This window comes from Pseudarthrobacter arbutini (genome assembly GCF_054510915.1).
Genome location: NZ_JBTNDQ010000012.1, coordinates 127578 through 145618, shown reverse-complemented (window position 1 = coordinate 145618; position 18041 = coordinate 127578). Strand labels below are relative to the sequence as shown.

The window sequence follows — 18041 nt, the reverse complement described above, 5'->3', positions numbered from 1 at the left end:
CTTCCGCACGCCCCCATCCGGCGTGCGTCCGAAAGGCAACCCCATGACCACTACATTCCTTCGCCGCACCCTCACCGCAGCGGCAGCCACCGGCGGCGCAGCCGTCCTGATCCTGACCGCAGCAGCAGGTGCGTCCGCCCACGTAGGCGTCAACCCTGACAAAACCGCCGCCAATTCCTACGCCCTGCTGACCTTCGGCATCCCGCACGGCTGCGAGGAGTCCGGCACCACCAAGGTGGCCATCACCCTGCCGGCCGAACTCAACGACGCCCAGCCCACAGTGAACCCCAACTGGAGCGTGGAAAGGGTGACCGAGCAGCTCGCCGAGCCCAAGAAACTGGCCGACGGCACCTCCATCACCAAACGCACCAGCCAGATTGTGTACACGGCGAAATCTCCGCTGGCCCACGACCTGCGCGATGCCCTGGTGCTGTCCGTGAAGCTGCCCGACGCGGCCGGCTCCACGCTCTACTTCCCCACGCTGCAGACGTGCGAAACGGGGCAGACTGACTGGTCGGAGATCGCCAAGGACGGCCAGGACCCGCACTCCCTGAAGGCGCCGGCGCCGTCCATCACCATCACCGAGGCGGCGAGCACTGATGGCCACGGCGCGGCTTCTTCCGCGGCGCACACCACCGAGGCTCCGGCCACCGCCGCCCATGCCACCGAGCAGGCAGCCGCGGTGACTGACAATGGCGCGGACGCCCGCAGCTGGGCTGGGCTTGCTGCCGGTCTCGGTGGACTCGCCCTGGGCGGGGTGGCCTTCGCGCGCAGCGGCTCGAAGCGCCGGCAGGAATCCGCCACGTAACATCGCGGGATTTGATGCCCGGATGATCACAATCCGGGCATCAAATCGTCCTGCCTGCCCGTGGCATCGTTGACTCCAGCCACACAGGCCGCAACTGTTATGGCATGAGCTCTCAGCGAATGTCACGGGTGTTTGTTTTTACGACGGCGGTCGCGGCGGCGGCGCTGATGCTCACTGCCTGCGGACCGAGCCAGCCGCAGACGCGGGGGACGACGACGCCGGGGACCAACTCCGCCAGCCCGTCCACCACGCCGGCGTCTCCGGGCGCGTCCCAGTCGCCGTCGTCGTCCGGCACCACCCAGGCCGGTCCCGCGCTCTGCAAAGCGGCCACACTGTCGGCGGCTACCGATGCGTCCGGCGGGGGCGCGGCGGGCAGCGTCTACATGAAGCTGAACCTCACGAATACGGGCACGGCGCCCTGCCTGCTCAAGGGCTACCCGGGGGTGTCGCTGACCGCCAACGCCGACGGTGCACCGATTGGTGCGGCGGCGACCCGCGACGAAACCACCCCCGTAGCGGACGTCCTGCTCGCGCCGGGCCAGACCGGAACTGCCGTGCTCCGCTACACCCAGGCCGCGAATTACAGCGACTGCACACTGACGGACGCGGCCGGCTACCGCATCTACCCGCCCGAAGACACGGCGTCGTTGTTCCTGCCGCAGCCCACCAGCGCGTGCACTAATGCGAACATCGCCCTCCTGAGCGTGGGAGCTTTCCAGCCCGCCTGAAAATGTGGGAAGGATTCGGTCACTTGTGCCCTGGGGCGAGGTGACGACGTCGGTGAGCGCCTCGCCGACGACGATGACGTCCAGGCAAGTTCGGCCGGGCCGGGCGCGGCGGGGTAGTGCATCTGCTGTCTTTCTTCGGCTGGTGTGCCGTGACCGCGAACTCTGCAGTCAGGCGACGAACTGAGTGACGTTGAGGCTGTTTACGGTGGCTGTGCCACCGATGGAATAGAGCGCCAGGTCGGTACTGGTGGGTGCCGGGAAGATCAGTTCGGTCATGGTGACCTGGCCGTCCTGGGCGAAGACCTCAACGGAGCAGCGGTCCACGAAGATGGTGAGCTTGTAGGAGCCTTCGATCCCGCGGATGGGGGCTGCGTCGATGGAGGCGAAAGTTTCGTGGAAACTTGTCTGCCCGGAATCGCGGCGGTCAACAACGAGGGTGCCTTCAGCGGGGCTGACGCCGATGCGGGTTCCCTGGTCCCCGTCGCCGCGGACCACAAGCCCGAATTCCGTGGCGTTTCCGGGCGTCAGGGTGATATCGATGCGTTGGACGCTGCCCGCTGCACCGTCCAGGATGTGTGTACCCTCAGCGATTTCCGTGTGCGCGAGGCTGAACGCCCGGGCCGGGTCGGAAATTGAGGCGAAATCTCCGGCGGCCTCTTGAACGAGTCGCGCTTTTCCGTCGATGGTGCGGAGGGATACTTCGCGGGCCAGCGTCATGGGGCTGCGCCAGGGCGAGGTGGGGATCTGGTTGGCGTATTGCCAGTTGTTCATCCACCCGATCATGAGCCGCCGGCCGTCCGGAACGTCGCTGAACGAAACGGCGGCGTAGTAGTCGCGGCCCCAGTCCAGCCACTGGTACTCGCCCAGCCGGTCCGGGTCCTGGAGGCCTTCGGTCACGGTGGTGGCCGAGGTGAATGTGGTCCCGTCGAAATCCCCCACGAAGTACTGCCCGGCGGTGCCGTTGTTGGGTCCGCCCGGGTTGAGGTTGACGGTGAGGACCCACTGCAGGTTGGTCGGATCACCGTCGACGGGCAGCGGGAACAGGTCCGGGCATTCCCAGACGCCTCCGGTGGCGTTGGCCGGGCCGAACGTACTCAGCGGCTCCCAGCTCTTGAGGTCGTGCGACTTGTAGAGCACCACCTGGAAGTCCGTGGCTTCCACGGCGACCATGACCCAGTAGCTGCCGGCACCGCCGTCGTACCTGATGACTTTGGGGTCGCGGAACTCGGCGGATCCACGGTTCAGGACGGGGTTGGCGGCGTGTTTGGTCCAGGTGTAGCCGCCGTCGCGGCTGTAGGCGAGCGACTGTGCCTGGAGCCCCTCGTGTGTGGAGCCGGGCTTGAAGGCGCTGGTGTAGACGGCGACCAGGGGCGGGGCCGAGTCGGTCCCGAATCCGCTGGTGTTGTCCCGGTCCAAGACGATGCTGCCGGAGAAGATGTCTTCTTCCTCGTCACAGGCGATGGCGACGGGGTGTTCGGTCCAGGTGACCAGGTCCGGGGAGGTGGCGTGTCCCCAGGACATGTTGCCCCAGACATTATCCAGCGGGTTGTTCTGGTAGTAGAGGTGGTAGACGCCGTCGTGAAAAATCAGGCCGTTGGGATCATTGAGCCAGGTGTTCCGGGCGGCGTAGTGCAGGGCCGGCCGGAAGGTGTCGGCTGTCGTGGCGGTCGCGGCAGTCATGAAGGTCAGGTCTCGTTTCTTTGCAAGTCTGGGAGCCCCTGTACAGGGTTTCGTGGGCGGGTGGGCCGGTTTGCGCCGGCCCACCCGGTTTGTCGGAGCTAGGAGTTGCTCTTGTAGCGGTCGTAGGCCTGCTGGTAGACCTCAATCATTTTGTCGACGCCGACATTTTTGAGCTGGGAGACGTAGCCGTCCCATTCCTGCTCGATGCCGCCGGAGACGATCCACTTGGCCATGTTCTGCTTCACCAGGGAGGTGATGTCCGTCTGGATGGTGCTGATCTGCTGCAGTTCTTCGTTGGAGAGGGCGACCGGCGGGTAGCCGTCGTTGCCGGCGAAGGGCTTGTAGAGTTCGTTGACGGTCTTCTGGCGTTCGGCGGCGCGTGGTTCTGGCGCGACGACGGTGGTGAAGTTCTCGGCGGTGTTGGCCTTCGGGCCGCCCGGGGCGACCTTTTGGCGGCGTTCGCCTTCGCTGGTCCCGGCCGGGGCGGGGATCTGCGTCAGCAGGCCGCTGGCGTCCTTTTGCAGGGTTTCACCGATGGGTCCCCAGTTGGCCTGGGCGGACTGGATGGGGTCATAGAGGTTGTCGGCCCAGCGCATGGTCGCGGCCGGGTATTTGTTGGCCCGGGTGATGGCGAAGGCGCCGCGGGAGATTTCCTGGTTGTTGGACTGGCTGGCGATCCGTTTGCCGTTCACGCCTTCGAGGACGGGGACGAGGGAGTAGTTGTTGGCGCGGTCAGCGCCGACCATTTCGGGGACTTCCCACCAGACGAATGAGCCGAGGTTTTCCGTGGCGGCTTTGCCCTTGGCCAGGTACGCCTTGTCATCCTGGGAGAAGGATTCGGGGTCGATCAGGCCTTCCTGGTACCACTCGTGCAGCGTCAGGATGGCTTTTTTGTAGCCGTCCTGGGTGGGGGTGAAGATGACTTTGTCGTCCTGGACGATGCGGTGGTCCATGTTGTCCGGCACTCCGCCGAGGGCGGCGATCAGGTCAACGATGTCCCCGCACCAAGAGCCGGGCATGAAGCTCAGCGGGATAGTTTTGCCGGTCCCGGAGGCGTCCTGGGTCTTGAAGGCCAGCAGTGCGTCGTGGAACTCATCGATGGTTTTCGGCATCGGGATGTTGAGCTTCTTCAGCCAGGAAGTGTTGATGGCCAGTTCGTTGGGGAACTGGACCAGGCCGAGCTCCTCCACCGACGGCAGGGAGTAGATGTGCCCGTCCGACGAGGTGATGGCTGCCTTGATGTCAGGTCGTTCCGAGAGCATCTTGGAGAGGTTCGGGGCGTTCTTCTCGATCAGACCCTCGAGCGGGATGAGCGTGCCACTGGCGGAGTAGGTGGCGATCTCGGCGTCGGTCAGGCCGGTGTTGAAGAACGCGTCGGGCAGGTCACCGCTGGCCAGGATGAGGTTCTTCTTTTCCTGGAAGACCGTTTCGGGCAGGTTCTCCCAGTTGATGTGGACGTTGGTGGCTTTTTCCCATTCCTTGACCACGGTCATGGTGTTGTAGTCCGGTGCGAGAGCCGACTTGGTGCCAGAGAAGGTCAGGTCGAGCTGCTTGCTGACGATCGGGAAGCCTGTTTCCTGGAAGCCGAAGTCCGCGGAGGCGTCTTTGATCTCCGTGGTGCCTGAGCCGCCGCCGGAGCAGGCGGTGAACATCAATGTTCCGGCCAGGACGGCGCCGAGGGCGGTGAATTTGCGGCTGAATGCCATGGTGATTCCTATTCTGAGGGGGGTTTCTGAGGTGGGGATGGTGCCGTCCGACGGCGATTGCCCGGGCGGTTTCCCTAAGGGAAGGAGCTATTTGACGGCGCCGATCATGGCGCCCTTGGTGAAGTGCTTCTGCATGAATGGCAGGGCAATCATGAGGGGCAGGCTCGAGACGACGATCATGGCGTACTTGGTGAGCTCTGCGATCCTTTGCGCGGCGGCATAGGATTCGATGTCTCCGCCGGTGGTTCCGGTGGAGGAGACGTCTGACTGGATGAGGATGTTGCGCAGGACGAGCTGCAGCGGGTATTTGGAGTCGTCGTTGAGGAAGATCAGTGCGTCAAAGAACGAGTTCCACTGAGCCACGACGTGGACCATGATCATGAGCATGATCAGCGGTTTGGACAGTGGGAGCACCATTTTGAAGAAGAATTTGAAGTCGGTTGCCCCGTCCATCTGCGCGGCTTCGCGCAGCTCGTTGGGGATGGTGTGTTCAAAGAAGGACCTGGCGATGATCAGGTTCCACACGCCCACCGCGCCGGGAAGGACCACTGCCCAGACGGTGTCCAGCATGCCCAGGTCGCGGACCACCAGGTACTTGGTGATGAGTCCGCCGTCGAAGAACATGGTGATCACGAACAGGAGCATCAGAATCTTCCGGCCGGGCATGTCCTTGCGGGACAGTGCGTAGGCGCCGCACAGGATGGTGCTGACGCTCACGGCGGTGCCGAGCACGGTGTAGATGACGGTGTTGCCCAGGCCATTCCAGATGCGGCTGTCGGCGAAGATCCGTTCGTAACCCTCTGTAGTCACCCCGGAAGGAAACAGCCAGACCTTACCTTCGTACACGGCATTCGGGTCGCTAATGGAAGCGATGACGATGAAGTACAGCGGATAGACCACGGCCAGGATGGACAGCAACAGGACAGTGGTGGCGGCGATGTTGAAGGCTCGGTCGCCGTATTTGTCGCGCAGCGACGGCTTGGGGCGGACCTGGCTGAGGGGCCGGTTCGGGTTCACGGTTGTGCGGGGGTTGGTTGTCAGGGACATTTCGGCATCACCACAGGGTCGCTTGGTTGGCCCGGCGCGCAATCGTGTTGAAGACGAGCAGCAGTGCCAGGTTGAGGAGGGAGTTGAACAGGCCGATGGCGGCCGAGTAGCTGAACTGCGCCTGCTGCAGGCCCGCGTGGTAGACGTAGGTCTGGATGATCTCCGAGCTTGAGAGGTTCAGCGGCGTCTGCATCAGCAGCGCCTTCTCGAAACCGACGTTGAGCAGGTTGCCGATAGCCAGGATGAACAGGATGGTCACCACCGGCATGATGCCCGGCAGGTCAATGTGCCGGATGCGCTGCAGCTTCGAGGCACCGTCGACCTTGGCCGCATCGTGGAGCGCCGGGTCGATGGCCGCCAGGGCCGCCAGGTACACGATCATCGAGAAGCCGGCGTTCTGCCAGACATCCGAGATCACATAGATAGGACGGAACCACTCCGCCGAACCCATGAAGAAGATCGGCTCACCGCCGCCCAGCTGGATGGCGTTGTTCACCAGCCCCGACCTCGGGGACAGGACTACGAACATGATGCCCACCACCACCACGGTGGAGATGAATGCGGGCGAATACAGCACCGTCTGCGTGAACTTCTTGAACCTCTCGCTCTGGAGCTGGTTGACCAGCAACGCCAGGATGATCGGAATGGGGAAGGCCAGCAGCAGGCCTAGGACGGCGATCCACAAGGTGTTACCGACCACCTGGCCGAACTGGTAAGAGTTCACAAACCTGATGAAGTGGGTCAGGCCCACCCAGGGGCTGTCCGTAAACCCGTCCACCGGGTTGTAGTTCTTGAAAGCGATCTGAACGCCGTACATCGGCCAGTACTTGAAGACCAGAACGTAGATGATCGCCGGGGCTAGTAATACGTATAACTGCCAGGCGCGGGAAATCCTCTTCAAGCGGAGCGAAAGAGAAGTTTTCCGCTGCGGCAACGGCGCCGCAGCAGGACGCCCGCGTCGGGCCGGGATGGTGCGGCTCATGGCATCTCCTTAGGATGAGTCACTGAATTCCGTTCAATCAGAGGGCAGTCCATCAGCTCGACCCGGCCATCGGGTTCCGCATCCTGGAGGATCAGCTCAACCGCGCGCCGGCCCATGGCGACGAACGGCAATTCAAAAGTGGTCAATCCCGGACGAAGAAACGGCGCCAGAGTCGCCTGATTATCGAACCCCACGATCGAGACGTCCCCAGGGATTGAGAGGCGCAGGTCCGAGACGGCCTGATAGGCACCCCAGGCGCCGCGATCGTTCGCGCAAAAAATCGCGGTCGGCGGGTTGCTGGAGGTCAGCAGCTCCATCGCGTACTTGTAGCCATGTTCCTCACCGCCTTGACCGAAACGGACCAGCGACGGATCAACGTCCAGCCCCGCTTCCTCAAGTGCCGCGCAGTAGCCCTCGTAGCGGCCGACGGCGGCAGGAAGCCCGCTTTCAAGAGTTTCGATATTGATCATCCCTACCCTGGCGTGGCCTGCCTCGAGCAGTCGGGTGGTGGCCGCGTACCCGCCCTTGACCTCGTCCGGGGCGACACTCGGGACCTGACCGGCCCGGTCCTGCGAATTCAGCACCACGGACCTGACGCCCGCCAGGGCCTCCGGAACTTCCAGCCGCCGGTGATACATGGCGGCGTAGACCACGCCGGCAACCTTATAGGAGAGCATGGTGTCCAACGAAGCGGCCTCGAGCTGCCTATCTCCACCGGTGTTCACCGAGAGCAGGAGGAGCCCGTCCTCCCACGCCCGCTGCTGCGCGCCTTCGATGATGGCGCCCGCAAAAGGAGTGGTGGCCACGGAATCGCCGATGAAACCGATCATGCCGGCCACGCCCTCGCGAAGGACTTTGGCGTGGGCGTTAGTGCGGTAGCCGAGCCGGTTCACGGCGTCCCGAACGCGCTTACGGGTATCCTCGGAGAAGCGCGACCCGGAGGCCGAATTCAGCACCAATGACACGGTGGCCTGTGAAACACCGGCAGCAGCAGCGACGTCGTGCATTGTCGGTCCTGACTTTGGCCGTGATCCAGCCATAAATGGGCACCTCCTCGGGCCAGTTGCTTTCGTGGGTTATTCGTATAACTTCGTAGAACTGTATCGTGCATCACATCCGGCGTCAACAGTGTGCCCGCATCCCCAAGGCTCTGGGCCTGGCGGGCCATAGTAAGTACACTTAGCTTCCATGATGTCGCTCTGGCTAGACCGCCGGCAATCCTTCAGCACTGACACGTTCGAGGCAGGCAGCAGCTACGACACGGTGGTGGCGGGGGCCGGGCTGACGGGGCTGGTCACCGCGCTGCTGCTGGCCCGGTCCGGGCAGCGAGTCCTGGTCCTGGAGGCCAGGTTTCCCGGGGCCGTGACCACCGGGAACACAACGGCGAAAGTCAGCCTGCTGCAGGGGACCGTCCTGTCCGCCCTGGCCAGGCAGTATGCGCAGAAGCAGGTTGGCGCCTACGTTGAGGCCAACCGGGAGGGGCAGTCCTGGCTGCTTCGCTATCTCGACGAACACCACGTGCCGTATCAGCGCCGGGATGCCTACACGTACGCCACCACTGCCCAGGGGACGGAGCGGCTGCTTGAGGAACTCGGCGCAGCGACCACCGCCGGCCTGGACGTCGAGTACGTCCGCGATGCACGCCTCCCCTTCCCCATCCAAGGCGCCCTGCTCCTGACCAATCAGGCCCAGATCAATCCCATGGACGTCCTGGACACGCTGCTGAAGGACGTCCGGGCCCGCGGCGGGAGCGTGGTGGGCGGGACCCGGCTGCGGAATGTCTCCGGGAGCGGACCGCTGACCGTCCACACGGACCAGGGCACGGTCACCGCCAACAACGTTGTGCTGGCCACTGGGATCCCTGTCCTGGACCGCGGGCTCTACTTCACCAAACTCAAGCCCTTACGCTCCTATGCCGCGGCCCTGGAACTGCCCGCCGGAGTCACTGCGCCGCCCGGAATGTACCTATCGGCGGAGGAACCCACCCACTCCTTGCGGGACTATGAGACTGACGGTCGTCAGTTCCTGTTGGTGGGCGGGCATGGGCATCAGGTGGCGCGGACGGAATCGGAAAAGTCCCATCTGTCGGGTCTGTTGGACTGGGCTACGGGGCACTTCCCGGGCGCGGTGGCCACCCACACGTGGTCGGCCCAGGACTACCAGGCCACCAACCTCATGCCCTTCTTTGGCAAACTGCCCCGGGGCCGGGGCCACATCTTCTTCGGCACCGGCTACAACAAGTGGGGCATGACCAACGCGGTGGCCGCTGCCCTGGGCATTTCCGCGGACATCCTCGGCGGCAGCCTCCGTTGGGCCAACACGATCCATCACCGCGTGACGTCTCCTGGCGGGGCGCTGACCGCCGTCGCCGTCAACGCGGGCGTGGCTGCGCGGCTGGCCACCGACTGGGGAAAGGTGGCGGCTGGCAAGTCTATGGTTCAGCCTGCCGAAACCGGGGCTTCGGCGGGCTCAACCACCGGAGGTGCCGTACCGCCCGACGGCGAGGCGACGGTTTACCGCGACGGCGCCCGGCCGGCGGCGGTCTCCACAGTCGACGGCACCATGTGCCGGCTCTCCGCCGTCTGCACGCATCTGGGCGGGATTGTCCACTGGAACGACAGCGAACTGACCTGGGACTGCCCGCTCCACGGCTCGCGCTTCAGCCCCGACGGCAAGCTCCTTGAAGGACCCGCCACCAGGGATCTTCCGAGGTTCGAGCAAGGTTGATCCACGCCTCCAGCGGGGCCAGCAATACTGTCGGTGGGGTAGGGCATGATGGAGGAATGCAGGAGCAGCAACCGCCGGGAGCGGAGCCGGACGCCCTTCCCGGCACTCCCATGGGCCGTTTCAGCCGGCCCACGCGCGACTGGTTCCTGGGCGCCTTTGCGGAGCCCACCCCTGCCCAGACCGGCGCCTGGAACGCCATCTCGTCCGGCTCGCACGCGCTGGTGGTGGCACCCACCGGGTCCGGCAAGACGCTCGCGGCGTTCCTCTGGGCTTTGGATCGTTTGCTTGTTGAGGCTCCCTTCCCTGGTCCGGAACTGGGTGACCCTGTATTGCCGGGCGTGGATGCTGTGCCGGTGAAAGGGCAGGCCAAGGGACGACGCCCCCGCCCGCCCAAACGCAAGACCCGCGTCCTGTACATCTCGCCGCTGAAGGCCCTTGGTGTGGATGTGGAACGCAACCTCCGCTCGCCGCTAATCGGAATCACCCAGACTGCCAAGCGGCTGGGGCTGCCGGCGCCCCTGATCACCGTGGGGGTCCGGTCCGGTGACACTACGACGGCGGACCGTCGCGCGCTGCTCAGCAACCCGCCGGACATCCTCATCACCACGCCGGAATCGCTGTTCCTGATGCTCACGTCCAGGGCGCGCGAGACCCTCACCGAGGTGGACACCATCATCGTTGACGAGGTCCATGCCGTCGCTGGAACCAAGCGTGGCGCGCACCTTGCGGTCTCCCTGGAACGGCTGGATGCGCTGCTGCCCAAGCCCGCCCAGCGGATCGGACTCTCCGCCACGGTGGAGCCGCGCGAGTTGGTGGCCCAGTTCCTGGCCGGTGCTGCGCCGGTGGAAATCGTGGCCCCGCCGTCGCGGAAGAACTGGGACCTTACCGTTTCCGTCCCCGTGGAGGACATGTCCGACCTCCCGGGCGCCGCGGGCGCCTTTGACTCCGGTCCGGCATCAGGCCTGCAGCCTCAGGCCTCGATCTGGCCCCATGTGGAGGAAAAGATCGTTGACCTGGTGCTGGCCAACCAGTCCACCATCGTCTTCGCGAACTCCCGTCGCCTGGCTGAACGGCTCACGGCGCGGCTCAACGAGATTTACGCCGAACGGCAGCTGATCACGGTCGGCGGTGGCTGGGACTCGCCTGACGCTGGTGCCGCGGACCTAGGGTTTCCGTCCGGAGCCGCTGCGTTCGGTCCTGATTTCAATCCTGCCTCCACGGCGACGCCGGCCCACATGATGGCGCAGGCCGGCAGCACGGCGGGAGCCGATCCGCTGCTGGCCCGTGCCCACCACGGCTCCGTTTCCAAGGACCAACGGGCGCTCATAGAGGACGACCTCAAGTCCGGCCGGCTGCGCTGCGTCGTGGCCACTTCGTCACTGGAACTCGGCATCGACATGGGGGCCGTGGACCTTGTGGTGCAGGTGGAATCACCGCCGTCGGTGGCCAGCGGACTCCAGCGCGTGGGCCGTGCCGGGCACCAGGTGGGGGAAATTTCGCAGGGTGTACTGTTTCCCAAGCACCGGGCAGACCTGGTGCACACGGCCATCACAGTGGAGAGGATGCTCGTAGGGAAGATCGAGCGGCTTTTCGTCCCGGCCAACCCCTTGGACATCCTGGCCCAGCAGACCGTCGCGGCCACCGCCCTGGGCAGCATCGATGTGGAGGAATGGTTCGCCACCGTCCGCCGGTCCGCCCCGTTCGCATCCCTCCCCCGGTCCGCGTACGAGGCAACCCTTGACCTGCTGGCCGGGCGGTACCCGTCGGATGAATTCGCCGAACTCCGGCCCCGGATCATCTGGGACCGGAACGCCGGCACCATCGAAGGCAGGCCCGGGGCCCAACGGCTTGCCGTGACGTCCGGCGGCACCATCCCGGACCGCGGCCTTTTCGGTGTCTACATCATCGGCACGGAGGTGGAAGGCTCCGGTGCGCCGGGAGCGGACGGCAAACCCGCCGCGTCACCGGCAAAAGGCGGCCGCCGCGTGGGCGAGCTGGACGAGGAGATGGTCTACGAGTCCCGGGTGGGTGACATTTTTGCGCTGGGCGCCACTAGCTGGAAAATCGAAGACATCACCCACGACCGCGTCCTGGTCTCCCCCGCCTTCGGCCAGCCGGGCAAACTCCCCTTCTGGAAGGGGGACTCACTGGGGCGGCCCGTTGACCTGGGCCGTGCGCTGGGCGCCTTCGTGCGTGAACTGTCCGCGTCCGACGTCGGCCCTGCCACCGAACGCTGCAAGGCCAGCGGGCTGGATGAATTCGCCGCGAACAACCTGATCCAGTACCTCAGTGAACAGAAGCTCGCCACCGAGGTGGTCCCCTGCGACACAACGCTGGTGGTGGAGCGCTTCCACGACGAACTGGGCGACTGGCGGGTGATCCTGCACAGCCCGTTCGGGATGCCGGTGCACGCTCCCTGGGCACTCGCCGTCGGGCAGCGCCTGCACCAACGGTACGGCCTGGACGGGTCTGCCATGGCGGCGGACGACGGCATCGTGCTGCGGGTCCCCATGATGGAGGACGAACCGCCCGGCGCCGAGCTGTTCCTGTTTGATCCCGACGAGCTGGAGCAGATTGTCACCGCCGAGGTAGGCGGCAGTGCGCTCTTCGCGTCGCGTTTCCGGGAATGTGCCGCGCGCGCCCTGCTGCTTCCCCGGCAAACCCCCGGCAAGCGGCAGCCGCTCTGGCAGCAGCGCCAGCGGTCCGCCCAACTGCTTGATGTCGCGCGGAAATACCCCACATTCCCCATCGTGCTGGAGACCGTTCGCGAATGCCTCCAGGACGTGTACGACCTTCCGGCCCTGAAGGACATTGCGGCCTCGGTGGAACGCCGCGAACTCAGGATCGTGCAGACCACCACACAGCAGCCCTCACCGTTCGCCAAGTCCCTGCTGTTCGGGTACGTGGCCCAGTTCCTGTATGAAGGGGACTCGCCACTGGCCGAACGCCGGGCCGCGGCCCTGGCCCTGGACTCGACGCTCTTGAACGAGCTGCTCGGCCGCGTTGAGCTCCGCGAACTGCTCGACGCGAAGGTCATCGAGGCCACCGAGCTTGAACTTCAACGCCTTGCCCCGGACCGCCGTGCCCGGGGCATGGAAGGCGTTGCCGATCTTCTCAGGTTGCTGGGCCCGCTGACCCCGGAAGAAGTCGCCGCCCGTCTGGAGGCTGCGCCGGTGGTGGAGCCTGCGGTGGTGGTTGAGCCCGTCGAAACTCCGGTGGTTGATCCTGTCGAAACCCCGCATGCCGGCACGCCTCTGGCCACGTCCCACCTGACTGCGCTGCTGCGGGCCAACCGGGCCATCAAAGTCAACGTCGGCGGGGCTGAACGCTACGCCGCGGTCGAGGATGCCGCCCGGCTCCGTGATGCCATCGGCGTTCCGCTGCCCATGGGCGTACCCCTCGCCTTCATCGAACCGGTGGCCGATCCCCTGGGCGACCTCGTCTCCCGGTACGCCCGCACGCACGGGCCCTTCACCTCGGCGGAAGCCGCGGCCCGGTTGGGGCTCGGCGTCGCCGTGGTGGGCACTGCATTGAAACGTCTCGCCGCGGACGGCCGCGTGGTGGAAGGCGAGTTCCGGCCGCACGCTGCCCCGCCGGAACAGGCGGCCAACTATGGGCCATCGGACGACACACCAGTTGAGGATGTCCAAACGGCTCAGCCGCTCCCGCCAGAATCCAAGCAGACGCATCTTCCCTCCCCCACCACCAGCGAATGGTGCGACGCCGAGGTGCTCCGCAAGCTCCGGCGTCGTTCGCTCGCAGCACTGCGCGCCGAAGTGGAACCGGTGGACGCCGCCGCCTATGGGCGCTTCCTGCCGGCCTGGCAGCATGTCCGCACTCCGGGAGCCGGGCGCGGGCAGCCGTCCCTGCGGGGGCTGGACGGTATTGTCACCGCGATCGACCAGCTCTCCGGCGTGCCGGTACCGGCTTCGGCGTGGGAGCCGCTGGTCCTGGCCAGCAGGGTTTCGAACTACCAGCCCGCCATGCTCGACGAGCTCATGGCCGCCGGCGAGGTCCTCTGGTCCGGGGCGGGAGCGCTGCCTGGAAACGACGGCTGGGTCAGCCTCCACCTGGCCGATTCCGCCGAACTGACGCTGAATCCCGCCGTCGAATACGAACCCGGTGACGCGCAGCAACGCCTGCTTGACCACCTGAGGAACAACGGCGGCGGTTACTTCTTCCGCCAGCTGAAGGACGTGGCCGGTGGCATGGACTCGGTGCTCAGCGACCAGGAAGTGGTGTCCGCACTGTGGGATCTGGCGTGGGCGGGCCGTATCACCGGTGACACCTTCGCCCCGGTCCGCGCCCTCATCGCCGGCGGCCACACGGCGCACCGCCAAGTGGCCCGCTCGCCCCGCGCCCGTGCCCCCAGGCTGAGCAGGCTGGGCCGCTCGCACGGCACCGGCCTCCTGGGATCGCCCGGGCTGGGCTCCCCTGGACTGGGCTCCCCTGCGCTGGGCGGCGGACGGTACGGCTCGTTGTCGGGCACTGCGGCAACACCCCCGCTGGCCGCGGGGCGTTGGTCTGCCCTGCCCTCGCCCGAGCTGGACGCCACCATCCACGCCCGCGCCACGGCTGAACTGTTGCTGGACCGGTATGGCGTGGTGACCCGGGGGTCGGTCATGGCGGAGCAGATCCTCGGCGGGTTCGGCCTGATGTACAAGGTCCTGGCCCGGTTGGAAGAGGCTGGACGCTGCCGCCGCGGGTACTTTATCGAGCATCTTGGGGCCGCGCAGTTCGCTGTTCCCGCAACCGTGGACCGGCTGCGCTCCTATTCCGAGGACACCCAGCTGGCCAAGCCCGAGCCAATGGCACTGGCCCTTGCGGCCACGGATCCTGCTAACCCCTATGGCGCGGCGCTGCCGTGGCCGGCACTCAATGTGGAGGCCGGGACGGGGCACCGGCCAGGGCGGAAAGCAGGAGCGCTGGTGGTCATGGTGGACGGCGCCCTGGTCCTCTACGTGGAACGGGGCGGGAAAACGCTGCTGGCCTTCAGCGAAGACGCGGCCGTGCTGTCCGCCGCCGGCGCGGCCTTGGTAGGTGTGGTCACCCGGGGAGCCGTGGACAAGCTCATCATGGAAAAGGTCAACGGCCACGGCATCCTGGACACGCCGGTGGCAGCGGCGCTGGCCGCCGCCGGGGCATACTCCACGCCCAAAGGTCTGAGAATCCGTGCCTGAGGGCGACTCCGTCTGGCGGGCGGCCGCCGAACTGCACCAGGCCTTGGCTGGGCAGACGCTCACCGCCTCGGACTTCCGCGTGCCGAGGTTCGCCACGCTCAACCTGGCCGGCTGGACCGTGGAGGAGGTGGTCCCGCGCGGCAAGCACCTCCTGATGCGCGTGGTGGGACCGGACGGGAATAGACCGGACGAGCGGAAACTCACCATCCACTCGCACCTGAAGATGGAAGGCACCTGGCAGGTCTATCCGCCGGGAGGGCGCTGGCGGAAGCCGGGATTCACCGCCCGGTGCGTCCTGCGCACAGCGGTGGCCGACGCCGTCGGATTTTCCCTGGGCATCGTGGAAGTGGTCCGCACCGCGGACGAGGACACCATCGTGGGCCATCTGGGGCCGGACCTCCTCGGTCCGGACTGGGACGTGGCCGAAGCGGAGGCGCGGATCCGAGCGGCACCCGACGTGCCCATCGGCGTCGCCCTGCTGGACCAGCGCAATCTGGCGGGCATCGGCAACATCTATCGCTGCGAGGCGTGCTTCCTGTCCGGTGTGCACCCGGCGACTCCGGTTTCGACTGTCCACGACCTCAGGACCCTGATGACCGATGCCAAGCAGTTGCTCGAAGCCAACCTGGGCCCGGGACGCCGGGTGACCGTCCTCAACCCGCGAGGCATGCCCGTGGGACGGATGGCGGGCCGCCCGGGCTACTGGGTTTACCGGCGCGAACACCAGCCCTGCCTGAAATGCCGGACCCCCATCCGCCGCGGCGCGCTGGGCAAACCCAACGGCGAGGAAGAACGGGACATCTACTTCTGCCCGCAGTGCCAGCCAATGCTGCCCTGAGCATTGTGCCCTGGGCGGTCCTAGGCGGTCCTAGGAAGTCCTGGCAACGCGTTCGACGGCGACCGGCTCGCCGGTGACCGTCTCGCCAGCGTCCAACTCAGCGGCATCGAACTCGCCGGCATCCTGCTCGAGGACTGCAGGTTCGGCTGGAAGCGCTGTGGGCACCATGAACCGCGGGAGCAGCAGCTGCACCAGCGGCCCGATGGCGAGGGCGTAGACCACCGTGCCCACGCCCACGGAACCGCCCAGCAGCCAGCCCACTCCCAACACGACCACTTCGATCAGCGTGCGCGAGACCCGCACGGACCAGCCTGTGCGCCGAGCCAGCCCGGTCATCAGCCCGTCCCTGGCACCCGGACCGAACCGTGCGCCGATGTAGCAGGCGGACGCGATGCCGTTCAGCAGCACGGCGCCTGCGAGCATGCCGATCTGGCCGCCCAGATGCGAGAACGCGGGGATCAAGGCCAGGCCGATGTCCGCGAAGACACCCACCAGCACGGCGTTGCAGAGCGTGCCGAACCCTGGCCACTGCCGGAGCGGGATCCAGAGGAGCAGCACCAGGAAACTCACAATGATGACCACCACACCAATGCTCAGTCCCGTCCGGCCGGCCACTCCCTGATGGAAAACATCCCACGGGTCCAGTCCAAGTCCGGCACGGATGAACATGGCCAGGGAGATGCCGTACATGGCGAGGCCGGTAAAGAGCTGGAGTAGTCTGCGAGTCAACATAACGACCACTCTGACAGAAAACTGGCATTGAATTACATAGCCAGTCTGAGATACTGGCATCATGTCCCCTTCGCTGAACCCGCCTGCGCTGGCCCGTCTCCTGGGCGAGTGGAACCTCGGCGTCGCGCCCGCGTACCGCGAGCTGGCCGACGTCGTCCGCCTCCTGGTCCTGGACGGCCGGGTGGCCCTGGACACGGCCCTGCCCAGCGAGCGGGCACTGTCTGAGGCGCTAGGCGTCAGCCGCACCACCGTGACAGCCGCCTACGGCCACCTCCGCGAGCAGGGTTTCCTCAGCAGCGGGCAGGGCAGCAGGGGCCGGACCCGGATTCCGCGCCTGACGGCGTTGGGTACCACGGTGCTCACGGACCCGGGCCTTACAACCGCGGGGCGGACGCCCGGCACAACGTCTCCCGGACTCGCGGCACCGGAGGGTCTGATCGACCTCGCCTACGCGTCGCTGCCCGCCTGCGGCGAGGTGGTGCATCGCGCGTTCGCCGCAGCCCTCACCGAACTTCCCGCCCTGCTGCCGGGATTCGGCTACGACGCCATGGGTCTGCTCCCCCTGCGCGAGACGGTGGCGGCGCGTTATACGGCGGCCGGCGTGCCGACCACCGCCGAACAGATCCTGGTGACATCGGGCGCGCAGCACGCCCTGAACATCATCATCCGCGCCTTGGCGGGCCGGCAGGACAGGGTGCTGGTGGAACACCCCAGCTACCCAAATGCCCTGGATGCGATCCGCGCGGCCGGGTGCCGGGCCATTCCGGTGGCGTTCACCGCAGCCCACGGCGCCGGCACTGACAGGGCCGACGGCGGTCCCTCCCTGGCGTGGGACATGCACGCCCTGCAGGCCGCCATGACACAGCAGCGTCCCAGGATGGCGTACGTCGTGCCGGACTTCCACAACCCAACCGGGCAGCTGATGCCCGATGTCCAGCGCCGCCAACTGGTCCGGGCGGCCGCGGTTGCGGGGACGGTCCTGGTGGTGGACGAGACCCTCCGGGCGCTGAACCTCGACGGCGTCGAAACCAGTCCCGTGGCAGCCTTCAGTCCCGCAGTGGTCACCATCGGCTCGCTCAGCAAATCCCACTGGGCCGGACTTCGGACAGGCTGGATCCGCGCCTCCGAAGCCATGATCCAGCGCTTTGCGGCGGCACGGACGTCCCTGGATCTGGGCGGACCGCTTATGGAACAGCTGGCGGCGGCCCACTTGGTCCGCGCCCTCGACGAGCCGCTCCCCGCACGGCTTAGCGCCCTCCGGGACAACCGCACCGCACTTCTGGAGCTCCTTGCCGGACACCTGCCGGACTGGGAAACGGGACGCCCGGCCGGCGGACTGTCCGTCTGGTGCAGGCTGCCCGCACCAGTCAGCACTGCACTGACGGTCATCGCTCCGGATTTTGGCATCCGGCTGGCCGCCGGGCCGCGGTTTGGCATCGGCGGCGCTTTCGAACGCTACCTCCGGGTGCCTTTCTCCCTGCCGCCGGACCAGCTGGAGACCGCCGTCTTGGCCCTGCGCTCAGCCCAGGACCGGCTCGACGCCGCCCCGCAGCTCCGCCGGACCCTGAAGAACGCGCCGGCCCTGGCTATCGCGTGACGCGCGTGGGCTTTCG

The 18041-nt window shown here is 66.5% G+C and carries 12 protein-coding genes; 6 read left to right on the top strand and 6 right to left on the bottom strand.

What is annotated here, in order from left to right; translation table 11 throughout:
- The first annotated feature begins 43 nt into the window (after window positions 1-43).
- Window positions 44-808 (top strand): YcnI family copper-binding membrane protein, encoded by a 765-nt coding sequence (locus tag ACX80V_RS15005; protein WP_485843814.1) that lies wholly within the window; start codon window positions 44-46, stop codon window positions 806-808.
- Window positions 809-912: 104 nt separating this feature from the next.
- Window positions 913-1536 carry a DUF4232 domain-containing protein gene (locus ACX80V_RS15000; RefSeq protein ID WP_485843813.1) on the top strand — a complete coding sequence of 208 codons (624 nt, stop codon included), beginning with the start codon at window positions 913-915 and terminating at the stop codon, window positions 1534-1536.
- 168 nt (window positions 1537-1704) lie between these two features.
- On the opposite strand, the gene ACX80V_RS14995 is transcribed toward ACX80V_RS15000, so the two are convergent.
- From ACX80V_RS14995 to ACX80V_RS14975, 5 genes are all read right to left on the bottom strand, one after another.
- Window positions 1705-3216: a glycoside hydrolase family 32 protein gene (locus ACX80V_RS14995; protein ID WP_485843812.1), complete on the bottom strand. Its 1512-nt coding sequence runs from the start codon at window positions 3214-3216 to the stop codon at window positions 1705-1707.
- 98 nt (window positions 3217-3314) lie between these two features.
- On the bottom strand, window positions 3315-4922 hold the full coding sequence (locus ACX80V_RS14990) for an ABC transporter substrate-binding protein (RefSeq protein WP_485843811.1): 1608 nt from the start codon (window positions 4920-4922) through the stop codon (window positions 3315-3317).
- Between the two features lie 87 nt (window positions 4923-5009).
- A complete protein-coding gene (locus ACX80V_RS14985; RefSeq protein WP_058930092.1) occupies window positions 5010-5969 on the bottom strand; it encodes a carbohydrate ABC transporter permease in 960 nt (319 codons plus the stop codon).
- Window positions 5970-5976: 7 nt separating this feature from the next.
- The gene (locus tag ACX80V_RS14980; RefSeq protein ID WP_485843810.1) at window positions 5977-6951 is read right to left on the bottom strand and encodes an ABC transporter permease; all 975 of its coding nucleotides are present in this window, start codon (window positions 6949-6951) and stop codon (window positions 5977-5979) included.
- The gene (locus tag ACX80V_RS14975; RefSeq protein ID WP_485843809.1) at window positions 6948-7958 is read right to left on the bottom strand and encodes a LacI family DNA-binding transcriptional regulator; all 1011 of its coding nucleotides are present in this window, start codon (window positions 7956-7958) and stop codon (window positions 6948-6950) included. The genes ACX80V_RS14980 and ACX80V_RS14975 overlap by 4 nt, the downstream gene beginning before the upstream one ends.
- Before the next feature lie 181 nt (window positions 7959-8139).
- On the opposite strand from ACX80V_RS14975, the gene ACX80V_RS14970 reads away from it, so the two are divergent.
- From ACX80V_RS14970 to ACX80V_RS14960, 3 genes are read left to right on the top strand one after another with little or no spacing between them, the layout of a single operon-like run.
- On the top strand, window positions 8140-9678 hold the full coding sequence (locus ACX80V_RS14970) for an FAD-dependent oxidoreductase (protein WP_485843808.1): 1539 nt from the start codon (window positions 8140-8142) through the stop codon (window positions 9676-9678).
- Between the two features lie 56 nt (window positions 9679-9734).
- Window positions 9735-14858 (top strand): ATP-dependent helicase, encoded by a 5124-nt coding sequence (locus ACX80V_RS14965; RefSeq protein WP_485843807.1) that lies wholly within the window; start codon window positions 9735-9737, stop codon window positions 14856-14858.
- On the top strand, window positions 14851-15696 hold the full coding sequence (locus tag ACX80V_RS14960) for a DNA-formamidopyrimidine glycosylase family protein (protein WP_485843806.1): 846 nt from the start codon (window positions 14851-14853) through the stop codon (window positions 15694-15696). Before ACX80V_RS14965 ends, ACX80V_RS14960 begins: the two co-directional genes overlap by 8 nt.
- A gap of 30 nt (window positions 15697-15726) precedes the next feature.
- Here the strand turns inward: ACX80V_RS14960 and yczE are convergent, their stop codons facing one another.
- Complete coding sequence (gene yczE / locus ACX80V_RS14955) at window positions 15727-16428, bottom strand: membrane protein YczE (RefSeq protein ID WP_485843805.1); 702 nt, start codon at window positions 16426-16428, stop codon at window positions 15727-15729.
- Between the two features lie 61 nt (window positions 16429-16489).
- On the opposite strand from yczE, the gene yczR reads away from it, so the two are divergent.
- Window positions 16490-18025 (top strand): MocR-like transcription factor YczR, encoded by a 1536-nt coding sequence (yczR, locus tag ACX80V_RS14950; protein WP_485843804.1) that lies wholly within the window; start codon window positions 16490-16492, stop codon window positions 18023-18025.
- Window positions 18026-18041 lie beyond the last annotated feature (16 nt).

What these genes read in the sequence shown, in the direction of transcription:
- ACX80V_RS15005 (WP_485843814.1), top strand. Translation starts at nt 44, where the DNA reads ATGACCACTACATTCCTTCGCCGCACCCTCACCGCAGCGGCAGCCACC.
- ACX80V_RS15000 (WP_485843813.1), top strand. Translation starts at nt 913, where the DNA reads ATGAGCTCTCAGCGAATGTCACGGGTGTTTGTTTTTACGACGGCGGTC.
- ACX80V_RS14995 (WP_485843812.1), bottom strand. Translation starts at nt 3,216, where the DNA reads ATGACTGCCGCGACCGCCACGACAGCCGACACCTTCCGGCCGGCCCTG.
- ACX80V_RS14990 (WP_485843811.1), bottom strand. Translation starts at nt 4,922, where the DNA reads ATGGCATTCAGCCGCAAATTCACCGCCCTCGGCGCCGTCCTGGCCGGA.
- ACX80V_RS14985 (WP_058930092.1), bottom strand. Translation starts at nt 5,969, where the DNA reads ATGTCCCTGACAACCAACCCCCGCACAACCGTGAACCCGAACCGGCCC.
- ACX80V_RS14980 (WP_485843810.1), bottom strand. Translation starts at nt 6,951, where the DNA reads ATGAGCCGCACCATCCCGGCCCGACGCGGGCGTCCTGCTGCGGCGCCG.
- ACX80V_RS14975 (WP_485843809.1), bottom strand. Translation starts at nt 7,958, where the DNA reads ATGCACGACGTCGCTGCTGCTGCCGGTGTTTCACAGGCCACCGTGTCA.
- ACX80V_RS14970 (WP_485843808.1), top strand. Translation starts at nt 8,140, where the DNA reads ATGATGTCGCTCTGGCTAGACCGCCGGCAATCCTTCAGCACTGACACG.
- ACX80V_RS14965 (WP_485843807.1), top strand. Translation starts at nt 9,735, where the DNA reads ATGCAGGAGCAGCAACCGCCGGGAGCGGAGCCGGACGCCCTTCCCGGC.
- yczE (WP_485843805.1), bottom strand. Translation starts at nt 16,428, where the DNA reads ATGTTGACTCGCAGACTACTCCAGCTCTTTACCGGCCTCGCCATGTAC.
- yczR (WP_485843804.1), top strand. Translation starts at nt 16,490, where the DNA reads ATGTCCCCTTCGCTGAACCCGCCTGCGCTGGCCCGTCTCCTGGGCGAG.